This window comes from Fusibacter ferrireducens, assembly GCF_015352425.1.
Taxonomy (GTDB): domain Bacteria; phylum Bacillota; class Clostridia; order Peptostreptococcales; family Acidaminobacteraceae; genus Fusibacter_A; species Fusibacter_A ferrireducens.
In genome coordinates, this window is record NZ_JADKNH010000003.1 from 139,062 (window position 1) to 159,987 (window position 20,926).

Sequence of the window (20,926 nt, forward strand, 5' to 3'; positions counted from 1 at the left end):
ATTTTGAGGATAAAAAGGATTCTAAACTAACTAATTCCAAATAGAGTGTTAAAGAAAAAAAATCACGCCTAAAGAGAACAAATTCAATAGGCATGATTTTTTTTGGAGCTGATGATGGGATTTGAACCCACGATCTGCGCATTACGAGTGCGCTGCTCTACCCCTGAGCCACATCAGCACAATATTATTTCTAATATAACTTTACGACTTTAATGATATGTTTGTCAACCCCTATATTTTATAAGGTAAATAAATGTATATTTTGTTACCAAAAAGGGTAATATAAAATTGAAGATATTTATTTTTTTGATGGGACCTGTTAAAAAAATAACATATTGTCATTTGTTATGCGAAGGGATCGTAAGGAGGGAAATATGCGAACTAAAAAGAGTATTGCTAAGGAAATCGCACGATATGTGAGTGTATTTGCAGTTTCAATTTGTATCCTCGTCGGGGGGATATCCATCTATATAAGTCGCAGTTCAATGATTGAAGAAACTGAATCCATGCTCGAGCAAGAGACCGTTTTAGGGGCACAGAAGATTGCAACGATTTTAGAAGATCGCTTACTCATATTACAGGAAGTAGCGAATAGAGCTCGAACTAGGACGATGGCGTTTGACATTCAAAGAGAATCACTCCGCGTAGATGTGGAAAGATTAGGCTATTTAGATATGGCAATTGTCACGCCAGATGGGAGTGCGCGTTACATAGTTGATGAGAATGAAGTTGATTTATCAGATCGCGAGTATGTAAAAAGGGCATTAAATGGTGAAGCCAATGTTTCAGATGTACTGATCAGTAAAGTCACCAATTCTCCAGTACTCATGTATGCAGTGCCTATTACAGAGGACGATAAAATTGTAGGGGCTTTAATCGCAGAAAAGGATGGTTATGTGCTGTCTGAAATTATAGGCGAAATGGGATATGGCGAATCTGGTTATGCTTATATTATAACCGATGAAGGTGTCACAATAGCCCACCCTGATAGAGAGAAGGTCTTGACACAGTTTTCGCCGATTGAAGCCGCTAAAAATGATGATCAGTTTGTCTCCATTGCGACTCTTTTTACGGAAATGATCGCAAACAAAAAAGGTGTAAGCCAGTATAATTTTCAGGGTCAAAAATTATATAATGCCTATATCAACATCGAGGGGACACATTGGATTTTAGCAAGTACTGCATTGCGATCCGAAGTGCTCTCAGGGGTCAATCACCTTATTTGGGTGCTGGCAATAGTCATTGTAGTGATCCTTTTAATTGCTGTTATAATCTCTACAATTCTCGGTAAAGCAATTGCAAAACCCGTTTTAATGCTTATCCAAATTGTTGAAAAACAGTCAAATCTTGATTTTAGCTTGATTGACCAAGAGGTCATTCAAAAAATTCAAAAGCGAGAAGATGAAATCGCAAGTATGGCTTTATCTTTGCAAACCATGTCTCAAAACGTAAGAGCCTTGATTGTAGATGTTTTGGATACATCAGAACAAGTTTCTGCAACTTCTGAAGAACTCAATGCAACTTCAGAACAGACGGCAATTGCTTCTCAAGAAGTGGCGCAAACGGTAACAGAAATTGCAAAAGGAGCCACAGATCAAGCTGAGAATACTCTGGATGCTTCCAATGCTTTGAATCATCTTAGCGATGAAATTGAAAGCAACCTTTTGAGAAGTCACGAACTTTCTGTGGCTTTTGATAAAATCAATAAACTTGTTGAAGGTGGTATTAAGACGATAGAGGCACTCAATCGTAAAACGAGTGAAAATGGTGATGCTGCCCAAGTCGTCTATCAAAGTATTCTAAATACTAATGAGAGTACAAATAAAATCGGTGAAGCCAGCAATTTGATTTTAAACATATCCAATCAAACCAACTTGCTTGCATTAAATGCTTCAATTGAAGCGGCAAGAGCAGGAGAACAAGGAAAAGGCTTTGCGGTTGTGGCTGACGAAATAAGAAAACTAGCAGAACAATCCAGAAGTACTACTGAGATCATCAATGCAATTGTAAATGATTTAGTAGAAAACGCACAAACTGCAGTGGATAAAATGAAAGAAGCGAGTGATATTGTAAAAGAACAGGAACAAAGAGTTGGTCTGACGGCTGAAACATTTGATTCAATAGCTGTTGCAGTTGAAAAATCTGAAAAGATGATTCAAGAAATTGACAGTTCCAGTGAAGAGATGAAAAGGAGTAAAGAGTCCGTTGTGGGGAATATTGACATGCTTTCAGCGCTTGCACAGCAAAATGCAGCCTCTACAGAGGAAGCTGCTGCTTCTATTGAAGAGCAATCCGCTGCTGCTCAGGAAATTGCCAGCGCCAGTGAAGAATTGGCCAATATGGCACAATCCCTTCAAGTGATGATTGATAAGTTTAGTGTGTGATTTTTTTATAAAAAGTATTGACTTGGAGTTCACTCTAAGTGATATGGTTATTACGATGGTTTATAAACATATTGTTTTAGAGATGGAGATGAGCAAATGACACAGAAAAAATTAGGCTTTGGATTTATGAGACTCCCTGTTTTAGACAAGGATGACCCAACTCTTATAGACTATGAACAGTTAAATCAAATGGTAGATACTTATCTAGAGAGAGGGTTTAATTATTTTGATACAGCTTATATGTATCATAATCACACAAGTGAAGTGGTGTTGAGAGAATCATTGGTTAAAAGGCATCCGAGGGCATCCTATGAAATTGCAACGAAGCTGCCAACGATGTTCCTTAAAGAAGTCGATGATATGGAACGCATATTCAATGAACAACTTGAGAAGACTGGTGTAACCTATTTTGACTATTATTTATTACACAATTTAGGCGTTTCAAATTATGAAGTTGCCGAGCGACTAGGTGCATTTGATTTTATTCGCCAAAAGAAAAAGACAGGTCAAGTGAAACAGATTGGTTTTTCTTTTCACGATACAGCAGATCTCTTGGATGAAATACTTACGAAACACAGTGACGTTGACTTTGTACAGCTCCAAATCAATTATTTGGATTGGCACAATGAGGGGATTCAATCTGCTAAATGCTATGAAGTGGCTATGAAGCACCAAAAAAAGGTCATTGTTATGGAACCGATTAAAGGCGGGATGCTTGCCACTGTTCCTGAAAAAGCAGAGGCACTGTTCAAAAAACATCATCCAGAGATGTCTGTGGCTTCGTGGGCAATTCGATTTGCAGCAAGTCAAGAGCAGGTGATGATGGTTTTAAGTGGGATGTCTACAATGGATCAATTATTGGACAATACGCAATACATGGAGGAAATGCAACCCCTTGTGTCAGAAGAATACGAGATTATAGATCAAGCAGTTAAAATTATAAATGAGGCCATTTCAATTCCGTGCACATCTTGTCAATATTGCGTGGCAGATTGTCCACAAAATATCATGATTCCCAACTATTTTGCACTTTATAATGATAAGACTCAATTTAAGACAGAGGGGATTTCGATTCAAGATGTCTACTATAAAAATCTTATAAACCAATACGGCAAAGCTTCAGATTGTATAAAATGCGGCCTATGTGAAAAAAGCTGTCCACAGCATATAGAGATCATCAAGTGGCTTAACCGAGTAGCAGATAATTTTGAAGCGAAAAAAGCATAAAAAGTGTATAATATATTATGGAGCGCATAAGATCACATTAGGAGGAAATGAATATGACCATTTCAGAAGTGAGTAAAATGCTTGATTTGAGTCAAGATACCATAAGATATTATGAACGTATTGGCCTTATCCCCAGCATCATGAGAAAATCTTCAGGCGTGCGTGATTTTTCTGAGGATGACTGTAAAAACATCAATTTCATAAAATGTATGAGAAATGCAGGGATGCCCATTGAGGTTTTAATAGAATACGTTTCATTGGTGGCACAAGGTGAAAGCACGGAAGTGGCAAGACAGGAGTTGATCATAGAACAACGTAAAATATTAATGGATAAAGTTGAAGAGATGAAACAAACCATTGAAAGATTAGACTATAAAATAGAATTTTACGGTAATCGTGCGCTCAATAAAAAAGAATCGTAATGAGTCATTAAATTTTCTAAAAGAATACTCTGCTCATGACGTGATTTATACTGTTTTTCTATGCGAGTGCTTTTGTTAAGAAATCGACTGATTATTATGGAATGACTATGGGTATCACTTTTACTGCGTGAACGACAATTTATAATATCATTTATAGATGAGAAAAGGAGATCAAGATGAATAGATTTGTATACGATATACCAACTAAAGTTTATTTTGGAGAAAATCATCTGAAAAAATTAGGCTCTGAAGTCAGTCAATACGGCAAGAAAGTCCTTTTGACTTATGGTGGAGGTTCTATAAAGAAAAGTGGGCTCTATGATAAAGTGATTGCTGAACTCGAAAAAGCAGGCCTTGAAATCTTTGAATTGGCTGGGATTGATCCCAATCCTAGAGTAACGTCGGTGACTGAAGGGGCAGAGATATGTAAGCGTGAAGGCATTGATGTATTGCTTGCTGTTGGAGGTGGCTCCGTTATCGACTGTACTAAGTTCATAGGCGCAGCAGCTTTCTATGATGGGGATGCTTGGGATATTTCCATTGGCAAGGCGCCTGTTGAAAAATGCTTGCCGATTATATCGGTGTTGACATTATCGGCAACAGGTTCTGAAATGGATGCAATGGGCGTGATCAGTAATCTAGAGACAAAAGAAAAAGTGGGGATGGGATCACCTTTGATGCAACCGAAAGTATCCTTTCTAGATCCCACGACGACGTATACAGTCAGCAAGTTTCAAACGGCTTGCGGTGCGGCAGATATGTTGAATCATATTATGGAAATTTACTTTAATCGGGAAAATGATCTCTTTATGTTGGATCGTGTGATGGAAGGGCTTATGAAAACCATCATTCAATACGGACCAATTGCAATGGCTGAGCCTAATAATTATGAAGCGCGTGCCAATTTGATGTGGACGTCGTCATGGGCGATTAATGGATTTTTGAAAGGCAGTAAACGTCAAGCTTGGACTTGTCATCCGATAGAGCATGAACTCTCAGCATATTATGATATCACTCATGGCCTTGGACTGGCTATTATTGCACCTAGATGGTTGACCTATACTCTAGATGAAGATAATGTATCCAAGTTCTATGATTTTGGTGTCAATGTATTCGACATTGATAAAAGCTTAGAGCCAATGGTAGTGGCAAAACAGAGTATTGAAAAGCTAGAAGACTTCTTGTTTAACACTTTGGAACTTCAAAGCACGTTGACTGAAATCGGAATTGATGAAACACATTTTGAAATTATGGCTAAAAAAGCTTGTCAAGATGGTGTGTTAGAAGGCTTTAAACCGTTAAGAGCGGAAGATATCGTAAATATATTTAAGATGTGTTTGTAAGGGGTTTCATTTATTTTGAGCTGTAGAAGGAACTTTCTCTTCGTACTAAAAGTGTATGAAGGGAAAGTTTTTTTGATGCCCAAAAAAGTGTTTAATGGATACAATCAGAGACCTGACAATGCTATCGCGTAACGATAAAGATCCTAAACTGGACAGATATTTGCCTAAAGAACCTATTTTTTAGGTTGGAAATTGTTGAGTGGCAGGCGAGATTCAAATTTGGTATAATAGGGTAAAATGGATGAGTGGTAGCTGTGTACATTGTTTGACCAGAAAGGAATGCTTATGAATGTAGAAAAGTTAAAGACACTTGAGAATTATTTTTTTATGGCTTATCCGATGGGTTTTGATTCACCTGAAATGATGGCAATCGCAAAAAAGCATAAAGTGGAAAAAATGAGAGAATTTGTGAATACGCATTTTGAAGTTGAATGTTTTGAAGACGTGGATCTTGTATTTGAAAATTATATCAAGTTGATCTCGCAGTCTTCACTGGTTTCTATTTTCGAGAAGGCGAAGTTTAAGGACTTGGCAAAGACCTTTACACAGGAAGAAAAAGCAAAGTTTATCGGAGGTGTTTATGACTTCCTCTATGGGGATCAAGAGGCTGGGTTCACAGCTCAAATTGAAGTTTTGACACGTTATAAAACGGCGAAATGGCCAATTCTAACCGTGCTTGGCGTTTACATGAAACCAAACTTTGAGGTCCTCGTCAAACCCACAACGGTAAAGGGCATCTTGGCATATTTTGAAGAGGATTTAAAATATGTATCCAAACCCACCTTTGCGTTTTACAATCAGTATAGAACATTGATCAATGATATAAAAAAACACACTAACGAGGCTTTACAGGTTGATAATGCAGCTTTTTGTGGTTTTCTAATGATGAGTCTTGATCAATAGAAAAGAAGCTATCATAAAATAATATATAATAGAATCCTATTATCAAGAGAAATGATTGTAAGAGGAAGGGATTATAAGACGGTCGGTCATCAATAATAGAGCGATCATAAAAACAGTTGTAAAAGAGACGTCTTGGCGTCTCTTTCTTTGGATACAAATGAATATAGGCAGATTTAATTTTCTAAGTGAATTCAATCATCTAGTTGAATTCAACTTTCTGGGAAGATTTATTTTTCGATCTTTAGCTTTGTCGAATGCGATTTAAAGTGGTGGTTAAATACAAAAGGATTGCAATGCATAAAACAACGAAAAAGGGAAAGGCAATCATTTGAGTTTGTCGGATAACTACTCCTAAAAGTGGTGGCAGTAATGCAACACCGATGTAAGCAGATGCCATTTGAAATCCGATTATGGATTGGGATAAATGCTTACCAAAACGTCTTGGCGTTTCATGAATCATTGAAGGAAAAATTGGGGCAAATCCCAAACCGATTAGTGCAAAAGAAAGCATAACTGTAAAATTGTTAAAGTTTAACAGTAGTAAAATGGAACCGAATAAGGCCATGCATATACCCGATAAAATAAGTTGCTTATTATTGAGCTTAAAGGAAATGAAACCTGATAAGATACGTCCCAATGTAATGCCACCATAGTAAAGTGCCACCCAGTTAGCAGCAACTTCGAAAGTTATGCCTCTCACTTGAACCAAATAACTGCTACCCCAAAGGCCCATAGCATATTCTGCTGCACAGTAAAATATGAAAACGAGTAGAGCATATGGGACACCACGGACTCTTATAATCTTAAAACCTGTAACTTGAGGGCGCATATCTTCTTCATCGGAAATGTCGTTTTCAGTGGCCTGTGCATTTATAGAAGCTTGCCTTTTCCAAAGCGGCAGACTTAAAAATATAACTGTGGTCAAAGAGAGTTGAATCATGGCGATCGTTGTATATCCACTTCTCCAAGAATGTGTACGCAATAGAATATTGGACATAATAATGGGACCAGCAGTGGCACCTATACCCCAAAATGAGTGAAGCCAATTCATATGATGCGCTTTAAAATGAAGAGAGACATAGTGATTGAGTGCCGTATCCACAGAACCAGCACCGAATCCAAGCGGTAAGGCCAGTACGATTAACCAGAGATACGAAGGCGCATAGGCATAACCCAACAGGGCAATACCCGTTAAAAGGCCACTAAAAAATGTGATGCGTCCTTCACCAAAGTGTCGAATAAGCTTGCCACTTAGAAGACTACTGGAAATTGTGCCAAAGGTAGCGACTATGGATATAATGCCCACTGCATCTAAGTTTAGTGCCCAATCCGCTCTGATTAGAGGCCATGAGACGCCAAGCAATGCATCTGGAAGCCCTAAGCTGATAAAGGCTAAATAGATTACGATAAGTAATATAAAGGTAATCATGAGGGGGTCCTTTCATATGAGCTGTCAAATGAGCTGTCAAAATGATTTTATTTATAGAGTTTACTAATTGTTAACGTATAAATCACAGGTCTTACGATTCATGATAAAGAACCTATGGTATAATATAAATATTATTTTTCGGAGGTTTATAGATGAAAAAAGTAACGGTATATACGACTAGATTTTGTCCTTACTGCATTAAAGCACTCAGATTGCTGGATTCTAAAAAAGTCGATTATCTGAATATTAATGTGAACAAGGAACCTACTCAATTTGAAGCAGTCAAAAAGCAAACCGGATGGAGAACAGTGCCCCAGATATTTATAGATGAACAGTTTATTGGTGGTTGCGATGACATGTATCAATTGGATGCTGAGGGCAAGCTTGACGACTTGCTCGGATTGTAGTGATGACTATGAAAATATGGCATTTATTTCATAGTGGCGTACTTGTTGAAACAGAGTCCGTGCAGCTTTTTTTTGACGTGATTACAGATATAGATACGCTCATTCATCCACAAAAGAAACTCTACTTTTTTGTCTCTCATGGGCATTCTGATCACTTTTCCATGAAAATATTGAAATCTTTTAAGGATAAAGCCCAGTTTATATTGTCTGATGAAGCTGTTATCAGAGAGGCTTTTATTGATTGTGATCAAACATTATTTGTAAAACCCAATGAAGTACATGAAACACTTCCCTTTAAAATTTCAACTTATGATTCCACGGATTTAGGCGTTTCCTTTCTGATCGAATTGGATCAAAAGACACTGTTTCATTCAGGTGATCTCAACTGGTGGCATTGGGAAAATGCGACGCAAGAGGTTCAAGCAGATGAAGCAAGGCAATTTAAAGAAATCGTGGACAGTATTCAAGTGGATCATATTGATATCGCATTCATCCCAGTTGATCCCAGATTGAAGGATGCATATAATCTATCGGCAGCTTATTTTTTAAGCGAAAAGCATTTGAATTATTTAATCCCCATTCATTTTAATGAGGATTATGAGATTACAGAGCGGTTATATTCGGATTTGAAAAATGACCGCATCATTCAAGTCAAGGCTAAGCATACGATGGTGTTGACCTTAGAGTAGACCAATATGTATTGCGAATTCTCTTGAGGATTCTTGTGATGCAAAAAATACTAAAGACCAAATAGAGCTTATCAAATAGAACTTATAACAACATGATTAAACTGCATTTGGTCTTATTATATTAGAATGCATTAATGATTGCAATCATGGTGATCACATGAAATTTGACTATCTGTGAGTTTGCCAACAATGTAGTCAGATACAACTTGATCCACGTCACCAGAGCATCCTCTTAAAACGCTTATATTTTGACCAGAGAGCACATTGACGGCACCTTGTCCCATATTGCCAGCAAGCATGAGTTCTACACCTAGATCTCTCAATGTAAAGGCAATATTGGATTTGCAACCACAACCTTGGGGTGCTTCTAATACTTCTTTAGAGACGACTTCTTTGTTTGGACCAAGTTCTACGATTGTATAATATTCACAATGGCCGAAATGACTATCAATCATACCATTCCTTGTTGGTAAAGCAATTTTCATAGTGAATCCTCCTTTGAATTTGGGTATATATTTATCATATTGATTATACCGCGTTTATAGCATATGTCAATAATTTCAATGTAAAATTATGATTATTAATTGAGTTTGTTGAATTGATTTGACAACAAGTGTTATAATGATAAGGAAAAAAAGGTATTGAAATCTGGAGGCATTTATGACATCAAGAGAAAAATTTAATGATAAATTTTATATAATGAATTGTGACATGCCATCAGATCTTTTTACTGTAAAAGGTATTAAGAAAGAGTACAGAGCATTGGCAAAAATTTGGCATCCTGACGTTTCAGAAGTCAAGGAAGCACTTTTTATAATGAGCAAGATTAATGCGCTCTATCAAGAAGGCCAGACTTTAATTGATCAAAATAAGTTCTATGAAAAAGAGCGTATTATAAACAGAGGCAAAAAGACAACAGATTCGTATAAAGCGCCTGAGAAATCAAGTGAGACTGTAAACTATAAAGATTTTACTGAAAACATAAGAAGAAGTAAACGTAAGAAAAGCATTGAACTCAAAAGTGTTGACGGTAAATGTGTGCGCTTTAGATATCTAAAGAGAGTATTGATTGATTTAGGGTATATGTACGTCTCAGAAACATATGTGCTCTTGGAGATTACAAAGCTGAAACGAAAAATATTTATGGATTCACTTGAACTCATAAAGAATAAGGGCGAGGGCTATTTTAAAATTGAGGTACCTGAGGTCGTGGACACTTTCGACACAACAAGTCATGGTTATATTGTTTTAAAGAAGGCAAAGGGCATTGAGCCAGTTGTCATTCTGGAAACCGTTTTGGGATACTTAAAACCGCTTGGCAATCGCAAAATATGTGAAGGCATATTCTATGATTTGACCGCATTAAAATACATGGGTTTGACGTCGACGGGTATCGATAAGGATTTGTGGTTCATCAATGTGGACACTGGTAAACTGCACAATTATGGTCTTTTCTTTTATTTACACGAATTCAGTTCCAAATTGAACAGGGCGCCTAAAGATGTATCTGATGTTTTAAGTCATCTCAAACCACGTGATAATGAGTCACTTGTAATTGACCTCGTAAAAAATGCCATTGTGACTCTAAACAACAAAAGTGGTCTTAAAGTAGATGATTTTCACAAATGGATTACAAATCTTAAGAGCGATTCGCTTGAGATGTCTCTTGCAGAGAGTCAGGTGTTTAATCGTGCCATTGAATCGGTCACGACACATGGCTTTAATTTAGAGTCTTACTATCAGTCCATATCGTACAGTTAAAGTCTTTGAATACACCTGAATTTAGCTCTAGTTATATTCGGTGTCGGTCCTCTAATAAGTATAATTTCGTCTAATGAAGCGCACTTAAGAATCCTGTGAAAATCTTTGGTGTGCTTTTTTATATTTTTTTTATTTTGGAACGTCTTTTGAAACAACGTTGGGCATGGCATACATCAATTATGTTATAATAGTGATGCTATATTTATAGAGCGATCAAATATATATATGAAAGATTGAGGCATTAAAATGAAGCAAAAGAAGAGTTGCCTAAAATGTCCTGTATGCGACAGTGAACTCTATCCAGTAGAAGCGATGAAATTATATAAATGCCATCACAATCATTGCTTTGATATGGCCAAAGAAGACTATGTCAACCTGCTATTGAGTCATGAAAAAAAGAGCAAGAACCCCGGAGACTCTCAGGAAATGGTGACGTCGCGACAATCCTTTTTGTCAAAGGGCTTTTATGAACCCATATCAGATGAAATCAATGCAACTGTGAAAGCTTATTTTGAACGTGTAAATAAGTGTCCTGAAACCTTTTTGGACTTAGGCTGTGGTGAAGGTTACTATTTAAAAAGACTCATAGAGAGCTTAGATTATGCTGAAACAAAGTATTATGGACTCGATATTTCAAAGAGTGCAGTCAAATTGGCGAGTAGGCACCACAAGGCAGCGCAATGGCTTGTTGCAAATAGTTTTTTTACACCCTTTATGACGCAATCTCTATCAGGCATATTATCGGTATTTAGCCCAATTGACATGGGTGAATGCAAGAGAATGCTCGATAAAGAGGGGGTGCTCATCAGAGTCTTCCCTGAAACCAATCATTTGATGCAGTTAAAAGAAGTGATCTATCCTGAGATAAAAGTAAAAGAATATGAACAATACCTAAATGATTTAGAAGGTCTTGAGATTATAAGTGTGAAAAATGTCGCTTATGATATTACTCTTAAAAATGAAGACTTAGTCCAGTTGCTATTAATGACACCACATTTTTGGCGTGTAAAAGAAGAAAATAAAGAGGCCTTGCTGAAAATGGACACCATATTGGTTACCGTCAGTGTGAGTGTAGGTGTTTACCAACAACCAAGAAGGCATTTTTTTTGAAACATAAAAAAGAAGATTGATCTCGCTTATGGATTATGTTAAAATATAAATACCCCCTACGGGAGGGGTATTTATAGGAGGTTTTATGAACAATATAATCATTTTTGCAGTTGCCATAGCGGCCTACTTTGTATTTAAAAAAATAACAGAGCCCAAAGTAGATAAAATTAATGGTGAGACACTCAATCAAATGCTAAAGGACAAAACCACTAAGAGGCAGTTTATAGACGTCCGAACTCAAAGTGAATTTAAAGCAGATAATATTAAGGGTTTTAGAAATATACCGCTCCAATCATTAGCAAGTAGGGCAAAAGAACTGGATAAGGAAAAACCAGTTGTTCTCATGTGTGCATCTGGGCATAGAAGTATGCAAGCTGCCAGAATTTTAAAGCGCCTAGGGGTAGAAACAATTGTAAATCTGTCCGGTGGTCTTTCAGCATATAGAAGATAAGGGCAGTGAACGCGACGTTTACTATTGAGCTGGAGAAGCAAAGTCAGTCGTGCAAACCTTGTCGTGCTCTCATCTAAACCTTTAGAACAAGTTGGACAGTTTTGACACTTACTTGGATGAAAACAAATCATAAAAAAAAGATCCCATTCAATCGATTATGAAATCATTTGAATGGGATTTCTTTTAGTAAAATAGATGAATCACTTTATACGAACATATCGGTTGGTATGAACATACTGTTTCAGACGAACACGCTATTTTATGAGATTAAGCGACTTCAACTGTTTCTGAAACAACTCTCACAAGGTTACAAGATAGATCTGAAATTCGTTCCAAATTGTTGACAATTTCAAGGTAATAAACGCCATTTTCAGTACTACATTCATTATTGTTAAGGCGTGTAAAGTGGTCGTGACGCGCTTCGCGTTCTAACGTATCAAGTTCTTTTTCAAGTGCCATCACTTGATTGATCATGGCTTGATCCGGTTTATCGAGCACTTTTAATGCGAGCTCATAAGTCATTTTTGTCTTATTGTACATAATCAATAGAGCGCTTTTAGATTTTTCAGTAAAAACAATATTTTTTTCATTAACGGAGAGGATCAACTCTGCAATATTATCTGCATGATCTCCAATGCGTTCAATATCATTGATATTGTTAAATAGACCATCAATATAACGTCTATCCGTATCCAAAATATCTCTATTGGACAATTTTACGAGGAATTCAGTGATGACGGTTTCCAGCGTATTGATATTTTTTTCAAGCTCAAATGTTTTCTTGACTTTATCGATTTGTCCCTCAAAGAAGCCATCCATTGCAAAGGATAGGCTGTCTTTTGCTAGGTTGCCCATGTTTATGGCTTCGTTAATGGCACTTTTTATAGCAATCGTTGGCGTTTCTAAAATACGATCGTCAATGAAACGTGTGATTTTTTCATCTGCATGATCTTCAGCTTTATCAGGAACAAGCCACATGGCTACTTTTACAAGGAAGAAAGCAAATGGAAATTGAATGACAACGTTTGCTAAGTTAAACACAGTATGTGCATTTGCAATTTGTCTGCCAACATCTGAAGGGTCCCACATTGTAACCAGTTTGGCAATTGGACCTGAAAGTACAATGACGAATAAGAGCGTTCCAACAGCATTGAAAGCCAAGTGAATGATAGCTGCTCTTCTGGCATTTTTACTTGCACCAATACTGGAGAGTAGAGCGGTGGTACATGTGCCAATATTATCTCCATATAGAATTGGAAGTGCAGCAGCAAGTGGTAAAACACCTTGAGAAGCAAGTGCAATGAGCATCCCAATGGAAGCACTTGAACTTTGAACAATAAAAGTCAGTGCAAAACCGACTAAAACGCCTAGAAGAGGATGATGACTCAACGAGAGAATCATCGTGTTGAAGGATTCTAATTCTCTTAAGGGTTTGAGGGCATCTTTTAAGAACTCCATACCTAAAAATAATATGCCAAGGCCTATCAAAATTTCAGCCAGTGTTTTTCGGCTATCTTTTTTTGTCGTCATCCAGATGACCATACCAACACCTATGGAAATTGGTGCGATATCTTCAATGGACATGGAGACAATTTGTCCTGTGATTGTGGTCCCGATGTTGGCGCCCATAATAACACCAACTGCTTGTGTTAAATTCATAATGCCAGCGTTTACAAACCCAACAACCATAACGGTCGTTGCACTTGAACTCTGAATAATGCCTGTGACGAGCATACCAACGAAGACACCCATAAAACGGTTTGTTGTCAATATTTCAATAATTCTTTCAAGTTTCTTGCCTGCAGCTTTTTGAAGACCTGCTCCCATCATCTGCATGCCGTAAAGAAATAGGCCTAATCCACCTATTGCGCCAATAGCGATCGACATTGCCCAATGCCTCCTTATGAAAATCTCAATTTTAAATACCTACATCTTAATTATCTACATAATGTGATAAAAATAATTACCTATCTATTCTAACAGAGACAGCATGCAGTTGAGTTAATTCTAAGTTAAGTGTATGTTAAAACCAAGTAAAATATGTGAACAAAATGTTAACGCTCGCTTTTGTATTTAGAGTAATACAAAAATCTGTCCATAACAGAGTTCAAGCTAAAAGAAATTTAGTCCCTTTTGATTAGTCCCTTTTGATAAGTTGAAATGCACCATAAATGCCAGCATCATCACCAAGTTTACTGATTTCAAAACGCACAGAATCCAATAGACTTGGCATTGCATGTCTTTCAGCTTCCTTTAACACAAGCGGCATCATTTCTTTTCCCAGGGATTCCATGATGCCACCACCAAGAATAAAGAGATCTGGATGGAACATGTTGACTAAGCTTCCAATGGCAATGCCCAAGTATTTTGAAGCATACTGAATCACTTCAACCGCTAAAGTATCATTGGCTTCATAGGCTTTTTGAAGAGTAGAGCTTTTAATGACAGCGCCATCTTTTTCATGAAAATCCTTAAGAACAGAAAGACGTCCTTTAGAAAGTTGTGTTTCAACATATCTTTGCATGGCCGTTTTAGAAGCATATGCTTCTAGACAACCCTGTGCACCACAGCCGCAAAAGGCACCATCAGCATTGACAACGATATGTCCAAATTCTGCAGCGGCACCTTGCCCAACGTATAATTCACCGTCAATAATAATGGCACCACCAATGCCAGTGCCAACAAATAATCCCAAGACGTTTTTGTTGGCAGGATCAGAAATGAATTTATACTCTCCAAACATAGCCACATTGACATCGTTGCCAACGGAGACAGGAACCTGATATCTTTTTTCAATTAAAGATTTTAATTCAAAATCCTTAAAGGGGATATTCGGAGAGAATTTTACAATTCCATCTGTTGTGACGATCCCTGGAACACCTATGCCAATACCTAAAAGCGTTGAAGTTTCATCTTTAGGGATGGTCTCATAAAGGGCATCAATAACCTTGAAGACTTGTTCCATGACAATCTCAACACCCTCCTGTGCTTTCGTTTTCTTTTTGCTCTGTGCTATGGATTTATTATCTTCACCATAAAGAGCCCCTAAAATTTTAGTACCACCAATATCTAATCCAATCCATTTATTCATAAGCTACCTCCATATGAAATAATTATACCATTTATATAGATAAGTCAATCATGATTGCATTTAAAAAAGTATCCTTGCATCATCAGAAGAGGCGATTGGTAAAACGTATCAAAAAAATTCTATTCATTTAAGGATACAATTACTGAAAGAGACTAGAACAAGTCGATAAAGATTTGTTCTAGTCTCTTTTATGCTTTGTGGCTATCTTTTTAATTTTTAAAACTGTGAATAGGGGCGGGAATTCTACCGCCTCTTGCGATAAAGGCTTCACTGGAGAACGGACTGACCTTCATAATAGGACCGGTGCCCAATAAGCCACCAAATTCAGCTTCTTCTCCAAGGGATTTTCCAATGACGGGAATAATTCTGACGCCAGTGGTTTTATTGTTAATCACGCCGATAGCAGCTTCATCGGCAATGATGGCAGAAATCGTACTGGCAGGTGTATCCCCCGGAATAGCGATCATATCCAGACCGACGGAGCAGACACAAGTCATAGCCTCTAATTTATCAATGGTCAAAGCCCCCATTTTAACAGCGGCAATCATACCTTCATCTTCACTGACTGGAACGAAAGCACCACTTAATCCACCTACGTGTGATGAGGCCATAACGCCGCCTTTTTTCACAGCATCGTTAAGCATGGCAAGGGCTGCAGTAGTGCCGTGACAACCACAAGCTTCAAGACCTATTTCTTCGAGAATTCTGGCAACACTGTCACCAACCGCAGGCGTTGGGGCAAGCGATAAATCGATGATGCCAAAAGGGACGCCAAGTTTTTCAGAAGCTTCATTGGCAACGAGCTGTCCGACACGCGTGATTTTAAAAGCTGTTTTTTTGATGGTTTCAGCCACCACATCAAAGGGTTGGCCCTTTACTTGTTCAAGAGCAACCTTTACCACACCGGGACCACTGATGCCAACATGTATGACACATTCTGCCTCAGTGACACCGTGAAAGGCACCTGCCATGAAAGGGTTGTCGTTGACAGCATTTGCAAATACTACGAGTTTAGCGCAACCAATACTCTCCTGATCTTTAGTCAGTGCCGCAGTCTCTTTGATAATGCGGCCAAGATCTCTGACGGCATTCATATTAATGCCAGCTTTAGTGGACCCCACATTAATTGAACTACAAACGCGATCTGTAACAGCAAGTGCTTTAGGGATGGATTCGATCAAAATTTGATCACCTTTTGTGTAGCCTTTTTGAACTAGGGCGGAAAAACCACCTATGAAGTTGACACCAACAGCTTTAGCTGCAGCATCAAGCGTTTGAGCAAAAGCCACATAATTCTTATCATCACAAGCTTGTGCCACAATTGAAATCGGCGTTACAGAGATGCGTTTATTGATGATGGGAATGCCGTATTTTTCCTCTATTTCTTCACCTACTTTTACAAGATCTTTTGCAAGTGTGGTGATCTTTTTATAAATCTTTTGACGGGCAATTTCGCCGTTTGTATCACAGCAATCCAAGAGAGAGATTCCCATGGTGATGGTTCTTATATCCAGTTTATCTCTTTCGATCATATGGATCGTTTCTAATATATTGTTAAAATTGTTCATGTTTCCTCCTATAGTTTACAAGGTATGCATAGCTGAAAAAATAGCGTCATGTTGTACCTTAATTCTCAAATTCATAGCATTTGCAGGAACAGATAACTCTGCTTTTAAACCCGCTAAATCTGTTGTTAACTCACTCAAATCGACGAACATAACCATAGTGAAACAACCCCTGACGATGGTTTGATTAATGTCTAGAATATTGACGCCATTATTTGAGAGTACAGTTGCCACTTCTTTAATTATGCCTTTTTTATCCATACCCATTACTGAAACATAAGCATTCATTTTTTTTCCTCCTAATATCCTTGATAATTATAACTTTCACATAACTTTTACGTATAAAAAAGAGACTAATAAAAAATTAGCCTCTGGAGAATTTGAGCACATTACTAAGCCATCCTTCAATACAAAAATAAATATTGTATATAAGATGATCAAATCATCTGCCTCTGTCCCTTGTACCTGAGAGTTTCACTGTAAACAGCTTTCCCCTTCGGTGCTCATAAAGAGTCTCTCCAGAGGTTCGTCCAATAACGGTTTTAAAAATAAGAGTACTTATTATTAATTCCACGATTTTCATCCGAGCCTATTAAATTAAGATGAATGATAACATAATTATTGAAGGCTTGTCAAGGGGACAACTGAAAATTTAGACGCAACTGAGAATATATGCACAATGATAAACATATAAATATAGATAGATAAAAGAGGACTGCTATTTCAGCTAAAGGATAAAAATTAAAAGAATGATCATTCTTTTATTATTGACGATAAGTGAATGCTCATTTATTATATATCTATGAGAGTAAAAGATGAGAAAAAATATGAATCTATTTTGAACGCTTCAATGGAACATTTTATGTCGGATGGATTTGCAAATGCATCTATTGCTAAAATTGCAAAAACAGCTGGCGTATCCCCGGCAACTATATACATTCACTTTGAGAATAAGGAGGATTTGATAAGTAAACTTTACCTTAAGATAAGGAAAGAAATGAGTGAATATGTACTTGTTGATGTAGATTTAGAGGGTTGTATTGAAGCCGCTTACAAAAAAATATGGCAAAATTATTATCACTATTGCTTAACCTATCATAGAGAATTTGATTACATCATGCAGTTTACAAATTCTCCTTTTTCAAAGGATTATCACGCGGATTATGGCATGTGTTATTTTTCAAAAATATACGAACTCTTTGATAAAGGTAAAAAAGGCAAAGTCATTAAAGATATTTCAGATGAAATTTTATTTGCATTTACATTTTATCCAGCTTCCCAACTTGCCAAAAGAAACATTTGCTGTGGCAGTAAATTATGCGATTATGGTGTCAATAAAGCCTGTGATGTCGCGTGGGATGCCGTTAAAATGGAGCAAGTTAAAATCTGTTATAACCAAAAATAAAAAAGGAATTTACAAGGACATCGATTATGAAATCAAGCAAGACAATTTTAATGGATTATTTTAAATCCGGTGAGAAAGCAAGTAAAAAAATAGGTGTTGAGTTTGAGCACTTCCTTGTTTCAAAGGCAGATCTCAGAAGCTATGAATACTTTGAAAAAAACGGACAAAAGCAATTGATGCACAACCTCATTTCGTTGGGATGGCAGGTGGCATATGCCGAAGGTGATGATGTCTTCAATGCCGTTAAAGCAGGCAATATGGTGTCTTTTGAGCCTGGGGGACAAGTGGAAATCAGTATAAAGCCATTTGAACATATTGCAGATATAGAGGCTGAATATTTAAGTGTTAAAAAGGAAATTGAGGGCATTTTATCTGACGACCAAAGCTTGATTTCACTTGGCTATCATCCTAAAACAAAGATTGAAACCTTACCCTTACTTCCTAAAAAAAGATATGAATTTATGTATGATGAACTGCATAGACGCGGCAAGCTTGCAAGAAATATGATGAAGGGAACTGCCTCAACACAAGTGTCGATTGATTATGAAAACGAAAAGGATTTCATAAAAAAATACCGTGTGGCCAATTTTTTAGCGCCTTTCATTGCACGCTTATTTGATGCATCTCCTATATTTGAGGGTGAAATTTATACGAGTAAAAACTTGAGAGTAAAGATTTGGGATCACACAGATGTCGATAGATGTAAAATGCCAAAAGGCACTATGGAGGGTCAATTTGACTATGAAGCCTATTGCAATTATATTCTCAATTCTGAACCAATCCTGATGATTGACGACAAGGATTCATATAGAACGGATCATCGAACTGTGGCTGATTTAGATCAGGAGCATAGATTGAGCAAGGAACAGTTGATTCATGCAACGACAATGGTGTTCCCAGATATAAGAGTAAAGCATTTTTTGGAAATCAGAGTGGCAGATGCGTTGCCGTGGCCTCATAGCCTCGCTGTGCCAGCTCTGATAAAGGGCATTTTTTACAATGAGGAAAACTTGAATAAATATTTTAAGTGGAGTCTAAATTTGGATGACAATGTCATTTCAAAATGGAATGATCATGTGAAGAAAAGTTATGCATTTGAATTGGAGTGTTTACATTTACCGCAGACTTGCAATGCTTTTATTGAAGGCTTGATCGATGATGCGGCAAAGGGATTGTCATCTGATGAAAAATCGATTTTGCTTCGTTTCAAAGCTTTGATTCAAAACCATGAATCGTATTCGGAGTACCTTAAAACAATCTATTTAAAAGATCAAACATTATTTAAAGAAGTCATTATATCAGGAGGAGAGCATGTTCAATTTTAATGAAGAGCTTGTTGCTCTTGCAAATGCGCACAGAGCACAGGTAGACGAGGACTATAAAAAAACATATGAAGCTGTTGGCAATTCAGATGCGGTTTACAAAGGGAAACAATTGCCTTATTTATATTTTCCAGCAGTGTATTCAGAAGAGGATGTCCTCAATTTTGAGAAGTTGACAAAGAGGATATTTGAAATCGTCAACAAATCGATAGACATTTATTTTAATCATCCAGAAGTGAGAAGCGTTTGGGGTTTTGACTCACGTTTAGAAGAACTCATCCTCTTACCACATCGGTTTAATGCCAAAGTCCCTATGGGTAGATTTGACTTTTTCTATTATGAAGATGGCAGTTACAAGTTTTGTGAGCTCAATACGGATGGCACCTCAGCCATGAATGAAGAGACGCCGCTGACAGATATTTTGACCAATACTTTTGTGTTAAATAAGTTCAAAGAAAATCATCAGATTAAGAGATATGAACTCTATCAATCGTGGGTAGATGAAGTTAAAAGCATTTATGAAGAATATGTTCAAAATGGCGGCACGCGTACTGAGATACCCCATTTGATTATTATGGATTATATGTCTAAAGGATCTCCGCATGAATTTGAAGCCTTTAAAAAATATTTCAATGCCAACGGCTTTAAGTGTCAAATTGTCAGTCCTGATGAACTCACTGAGGCAGATGGCGTACTCTACTATAATGGGGAAAAGATAGACATCATTTACAGAAGACTTGTAACGAGAGACTTAATGGAGCATTATGATGATTTAGAACCTCTAATTAATGGGATTAAAGCGAATAAAACCTGTATCATAGGTTCAATTAAGTCCCAAGTTGTTCATACAAAAAAATATTTTGAAGCACTTCATCATCCCTTGGTGAGAAAATATTTTACAGAAGAAGAACTCGAATACATTGACGCGCATATTCCCTATACCAGTTCGCTCAGTGGAACGGATTCTTTTGAAAAATATGTTGAAAATAAGGACATGTATATTGTCAAACCAATTGATTACTACGCTTCAAAAGGTGTTTATGCAGGGAAGGAATTCGATCGAGAAGCATGGATTGCGTTGCTGGAAAAAGCAGCAGATGAAGGTTGTATTATTCAAGAATTTTGTCCTAAGTCCATTAATAAAAATCTAGATTTTTCTGGTGAAGGCACTTTTAAAGTGGCAGAATATAATAATATCACAGGTGTCTTTGTTTATAATGAAAAGATGAAGGGCATTTTTACACGTGCAGGGTTTAATGCGGTGATATCTGATCTGAATGATGGTTTTTCATTGTCATCAATTGTGGCCAGTCCTTTATAAATAGAATATTTTGACGAGCACATGACAAATGGATTTGAATAGAGCATTTAAAGCACTTTAAATACAAATAGAAAGCAGAATTCTCAAACCAAAAAA

19 protein-coding genes, 1 tRNA gene and 1 riboswitch are annotated in these 20,926 nt (G+C 37.1%); of the genes, 13 read left to right on the top strand and 7 right to left on the bottom strand.

What is annotated here, in order from left to right; all coding sequences use genetic code 11:
• Nucleotides 1-103: 103 nt before the first annotated feature.
• Nucleotides 104-178, bottom strand: a tRNA-Thr gene (locus tag ISU02_RS05725).
• A gap of 196 nt (nucleotides 179-374) precedes the next feature.
• Here ISU02_RS05725 and ISU02_RS05730 point away from each other — a divergent pair.
• The 5 genes from ISU02_RS05730 to ISU02_RS05750 all read left to right on the top strand — a co-directional run bounded on the left by ISU02_RS05730 (nucleotide 375) and on the right by ISU02_RS05750 (nucleotide 6,279).
• Complete coding sequence (locus ISU02_RS05730; RefSeq protein WP_194700846.1) at nucleotides 375-2,384, top strand: methyl-accepting chemotaxis protein; 2,010 nt, start codon at nucleotides 375-377, stop codon at nucleotides 2,382-2,384.
• A gap of 96 nt (nucleotides 2,385-2,480) precedes the next feature.
• Nucleotides 2,481-3,611 carry an aldo/keto reductase gene (locus tag ISU02_RS05735; RefSeq protein WP_194700847.1) on the top strand — a complete coding sequence of 377 codons (1,131 nt, stop codon included), beginning with the start codon at nucleotides 2,481-2,483 and terminating at the stop codon, nucleotides 3,609-3,611.
• A gap of 53 nt (nucleotides 3,612-3,664) precedes the next feature.
• A complete protein-coding gene (locus tag ISU02_RS05740) occupies nucleotides 3,665-4,033 on the top strand; it encodes a MerR family transcriptional regulator (RefSeq protein ID WP_194700848.1) in 369 nt (122 codons plus the stop codon).
• 176 nt (nucleotides 4,034-4,209) lie between these two features.
• A complete protein-coding gene (locus ISU02_RS05745; RefSeq protein ID WP_194700849.1) occupies nucleotides 4,210-5,376 on the top strand; it encodes an iron-containing alcohol dehydrogenase in 1,167 nt (388 codons plus the stop codon).
• A gap of 285 nt (nucleotides 5,377-5,661) precedes the next feature.
• Nucleotides 5,662-6,279 carry a hypothetical protein gene (locus ISU02_RS05750; RefSeq protein ID WP_194700850.1) on the top strand — a complete coding sequence of 206 codons (618 nt, stop codon included), beginning with the start codon at nucleotides 5,662-5,664 and terminating at the stop codon, nucleotides 6,277-6,279.
• Nucleotides 6,280-6,520: 241 nt separating this feature from the next.
• On the opposite strand, the gene ISU02_RS05755 is transcribed toward ISU02_RS05750, so the two are convergent.
• Nucleotides 6,521-7,708 (bottom strand): MFS transporter, encoded by a 1,188-nt coding sequence (locus tag ISU02_RS05755; protein ID WP_194700851.1) that lies wholly within the window; start codon nucleotides 7,706-7,708, stop codon nucleotides 6,521-6,523.
• A gap of 152 nt (nucleotides 7,709-7,860) precedes the next feature.
• On the opposite strand from ISU02_RS05755, the gene grxC reads away from it, so the two are divergent.
• Together grxC and ISU02_RS05765 are read left to right on the top strand one after the other, a co-directional pair.
• Nucleotides 7,861-8,115, top strand: a complete 255-nt coding sequence (gene grxC / locus ISU02_RS05760) for a glutaredoxin 3 (protein ID WP_194700852.1) — start codon at nucleotides 7,861-7,863, stop codon at nucleotides 8,113-8,115.
• Nucleotides 8,116-8,117: 2 nt separating this feature from the next.
• Nucleotides 8,118-8,804 carry an MBL fold metallo-hydrolase gene (locus ISU02_RS05765; RefSeq protein ID WP_194700853.1) on the top strand — a complete coding sequence of 229 codons (687 nt, stop codon included), beginning with the start codon at nucleotides 8,118-8,120 and terminating at the stop codon, nucleotides 8,802-8,804.
• A 131-nt stretch (nucleotides 8,805-8,935) separates the two neighbouring features.
• On the opposite strand, the gene ISU02_RS05770 is transcribed toward ISU02_RS05765, so the two are convergent.
• Nucleotides 8,936-9,289, bottom strand: coding sequence for a NifB/NifX family molybdenum-iron cluster-binding protein (locus tag ISU02_RS05770; RefSeq protein ID WP_194700854.1), 354 nt, complete (start codon nucleotides 9,287-9,289; stop codon nucleotides 8,936-8,938).
• A gap of 175 nt (nucleotides 9,290-9,464) precedes the next feature.
• Between ISU02_RS05770 and ISU02_RS05775 the strand changes: the two genes are divergently transcribed.
• The 3 genes from ISU02_RS05775 to ISU02_RS05785 all read left to right on the top strand — a co-directional run bounded on the left by ISU02_RS05775 (nucleotide 9,465) and on the right by ISU02_RS05785 (nucleotide 12,126).
• On the top strand, nucleotides 9,465-10,565 hold the full coding sequence (locus ISU02_RS05775; protein ID WP_194700855.1) for a J domain-containing protein: 1,101 nt from the start codon (nucleotides 9,465-9,467) through the stop codon (nucleotides 10,563-10,565).
• Nucleotides 10,566-10,811: 246 nt separating this feature from the next.
• Nucleotides 10,812-11,675 (top strand): putative RNA methyltransferase, encoded by an 864-nt coding sequence (locus ISU02_RS05780; protein ID WP_194700856.1) that lies wholly within the window; start codon nucleotides 10,812-10,814, stop codon nucleotides 11,673-11,675.
• A gap of 85 nt (nucleotides 11,676-11,760) precedes the next feature.
• A complete protein-coding gene (locus ISU02_RS05785; RefSeq protein WP_194700857.1) occupies nucleotides 11,761-12,126 on the top strand; it encodes a rhodanese-like domain-containing protein in 366 nt (121 codons plus the stop codon).
• A gap of 267 nt (nucleotides 12,127-12,393) precedes the next feature.
• Here ISU02_RS05785 and ISU02_RS05790 read toward each other — a convergent pair whose 3' ends face one another.
• The 4 genes from ISU02_RS05790 to ISU02_RS05805 all read right to left on the bottom strand — a co-directional run bounded on the left by ISU02_RS05790 (nucleotide 12,394) and on the right by ISU02_RS05805 (nucleotide 17,070).
• Nucleotides 12,394-14,013: a Na/Pi cotransporter family protein gene (locus ISU02_RS05790; RefSeq protein ID WP_194700858.1), complete on the bottom strand. Its 1,620-nt coding sequence runs from the start codon at nucleotides 14,011-14,013 to the stop codon at nucleotides 12,394-12,396.
• A gap of 250 nt (nucleotides 14,014-14,263) precedes the next feature.
• Nucleotides 14,264-15,217: an ROK family protein gene (locus tag ISU02_RS05795; RefSeq protein WP_194700859.1), complete on the bottom strand. Its 954-nt coding sequence runs from the start codon at nucleotides 15,215-15,217 to the stop codon at nucleotides 14,264-14,266.
• 209 nt (nucleotides 15,218-15,426) lie between these two features.
• Nucleotides 15,427-16,785 carry a PFL family protein gene (locus ISU02_RS05800; RefSeq protein WP_194700860.1) on the bottom strand — a complete coding sequence of 453 codons (1,359 nt, stop codon included), beginning with the start codon at nucleotides 16,783-16,785 and terminating at the stop codon, nucleotides 15,427-15,429.
• 15 nt (nucleotides 16,786-16,800) lie between these two features.
• Nucleotides 16,801-17,070 (bottom strand): ACT domain-containing protein, encoded by a 270-nt coding sequence (locus ISU02_RS05805; RefSeq protein WP_194700861.1) that lies wholly within the window; start codon nucleotides 17,068-17,070, stop codon nucleotides 16,801-16,803.
• Between the two features lie 154 nt (nucleotides 17,071-17,224).
• A riboswitch (glycine riboswitch) is annotated at nucleotides 17,225-17,314 on the bottom strand.
• Between the two features lie 249 nt (nucleotides 17,315-17,563).
• On the opposite strand from ISU02_RS05805, the gene ISU02_RS05810 reads away from it, so the two are divergent.
• The 3 genes from ISU02_RS05810 to ISU02_RS05820 are packed head-to-tail and all read left to right on the top strand — an operon-like array spanning nucleotide 17,564 to nucleotide 20,830.
• Nucleotides 17,564-18,187: a TetR/AcrR family transcriptional regulator gene (locus tag ISU02_RS05810; RefSeq protein ID WP_207736202.1), complete on the top strand. Its 624-nt coding sequence runs from the start codon at nucleotides 17,564-17,566 to the stop codon at nucleotides 18,185-18,187.
• Between the two features lie 26 nt (nucleotides 18,188-18,213).
• On the top strand, nucleotides 18,214-19,512 hold the full coding sequence (locus ISU02_RS05815; protein WP_194700863.1) for a glutamate-cysteine ligase family protein: 1,299 nt from the start codon (nucleotides 18,214-18,216) through the stop codon (nucleotides 19,510-19,512).
• Nucleotides 19,499-20,830 carry a hypothetical protein gene (locus tag ISU02_RS05820; protein WP_194700864.1) on the top strand — a complete coding sequence of 444 codons (1,332 nt, stop codon included), beginning with the start codon at nucleotides 19,499-19,501 and terminating at the stop codon, nucleotides 20,828-20,830. The genes ISU02_RS05815 and ISU02_RS05820 overlap by 14 nt, the downstream gene beginning before the upstream one ends.
• Nucleotides 20,831-20,926: the final 96 nt, after the last annotated feature.

Excerpts from the sequence above, each read along its gene's own strand:
- ISU02_RS05730 (WP_194700846.1), top strand. The coding sequence starts at position 375 with ATGCGAACTAAAAAGAGTATTGCTAAGGAAATCGCACGATATGTGAGT.
- ISU02_RS05735 (WP_194700847.1), top strand. The coding sequence starts at position 2,481 with ATGACACAGAAAAAATTAGGCTTTGGATTTATGAGACTCCCTGTTTTA.
- ISU02_RS05740 (WP_194700848.1), top strand. The coding sequence starts at position 3,665 with ATGACCATTTCAGAAGTGAGTAAAATGCTTGATTTGAGTCAAGATACC.
- ISU02_RS05745 (WP_194700849.1), top strand. The coding sequence starts at position 4,210 with ATGAATAGATTTGTATACGATATACCAACTAAAGTTTATTTTGGAGAA.
- ISU02_RS05750 (WP_194700850.1), top strand. The coding sequence starts at position 5,662 with ATGAATGTAGAAAAGTTAAAGACACTTGAGAATTATTTTTTTATGGCT.
- ISU02_RS05755 (WP_194700851.1), bottom strand. The coding sequence starts at position 7,708 with ATGATTACCTTTATATTACTTATCGTAATCTATTTAGCCTTTATCAGC.
- grxC (WP_194700852.1), top strand. The coding sequence starts at position 7,861 with ATGAAAAAAGTAACGGTATATACGACTAGATTTTGTCCTTACTGCATT.
- ISU02_RS05765 (WP_194700853.1), top strand. The coding sequence starts at position 8,118 with ATGACTATGAAAATATGGCATTTATTTCATAGTGGCGTACTTGTTGAA.
- ISU02_RS05770 (WP_194700854.1), bottom strand. The coding sequence starts at position 9,289 with ATGAAAATTGCTTTACCAACAAGGAATGGTATGATTGATAGTCATTTC.
- ISU02_RS05775 (WP_194700855.1), top strand. The coding sequence starts at position 9,465 with ATGACATCAAGAGAAAAATTTAATGATAAATTTTATATAATGAATTGT.
- ISU02_RS05780 (WP_194700856.1), top strand. The coding sequence starts at position 10,812 with ATGAAGCAAAAGAAGAGTTGCCTAAAATGTCCTGTATGCGACAGTGAA.
- ISU02_RS05785 (WP_194700857.1), top strand. The coding sequence starts at position 11,761 with ATGAACAATATAATCATTTTTGCAGTTGCCATAGCGGCCTACTTTGTA.
- ISU02_RS05790 (WP_194700858.1), bottom strand. The coding sequence starts at position 14,013 with ATGTCGATCGCTATTGGCGCAATAGGTGGATTAGGCCTATTTCTTTAC.
- ISU02_RS05795 (WP_194700859.1), bottom strand. The coding sequence starts at position 15,217 with ATGAATAAATGGATTGGATTAGATATTGGTGGTACTAAAATTTTAGGG.
- ISU02_RS05800 (WP_194700860.1), bottom strand. The coding sequence starts at position 16,785 with ATGAACAATTTTAACAATATATTAGAAACGATCCATATGATCGAAAGA.
- ISU02_RS05805 (WP_194700861.1), bottom strand. The coding sequence starts at position 17,070 with ATGAATGCTTATGTTTCAGTAATGGGTATGGATAAAAAAGGCATAATT.
- ISU02_RS05810 (WP_207736202.1), top strand. The coding sequence starts at position 17,564 with ATGCTCATTTATTATATATCTATGAGAGTAAAAGATGAGAAAAAATAT.
- ISU02_RS05815 (WP_194700863.1), top strand. The coding sequence starts at position 18,214 with ATGAAATCAAGCAAGACAATTTTAATGGATTATTTTAAATCCGGTGAG.
- ISU02_RS05820 (WP_194700864.1), top strand. The coding sequence starts at position 19,499 with ATGTTCAATTTTAATGAAGAGCTTGTTGCTCTTGCAAATGCGCACAGA.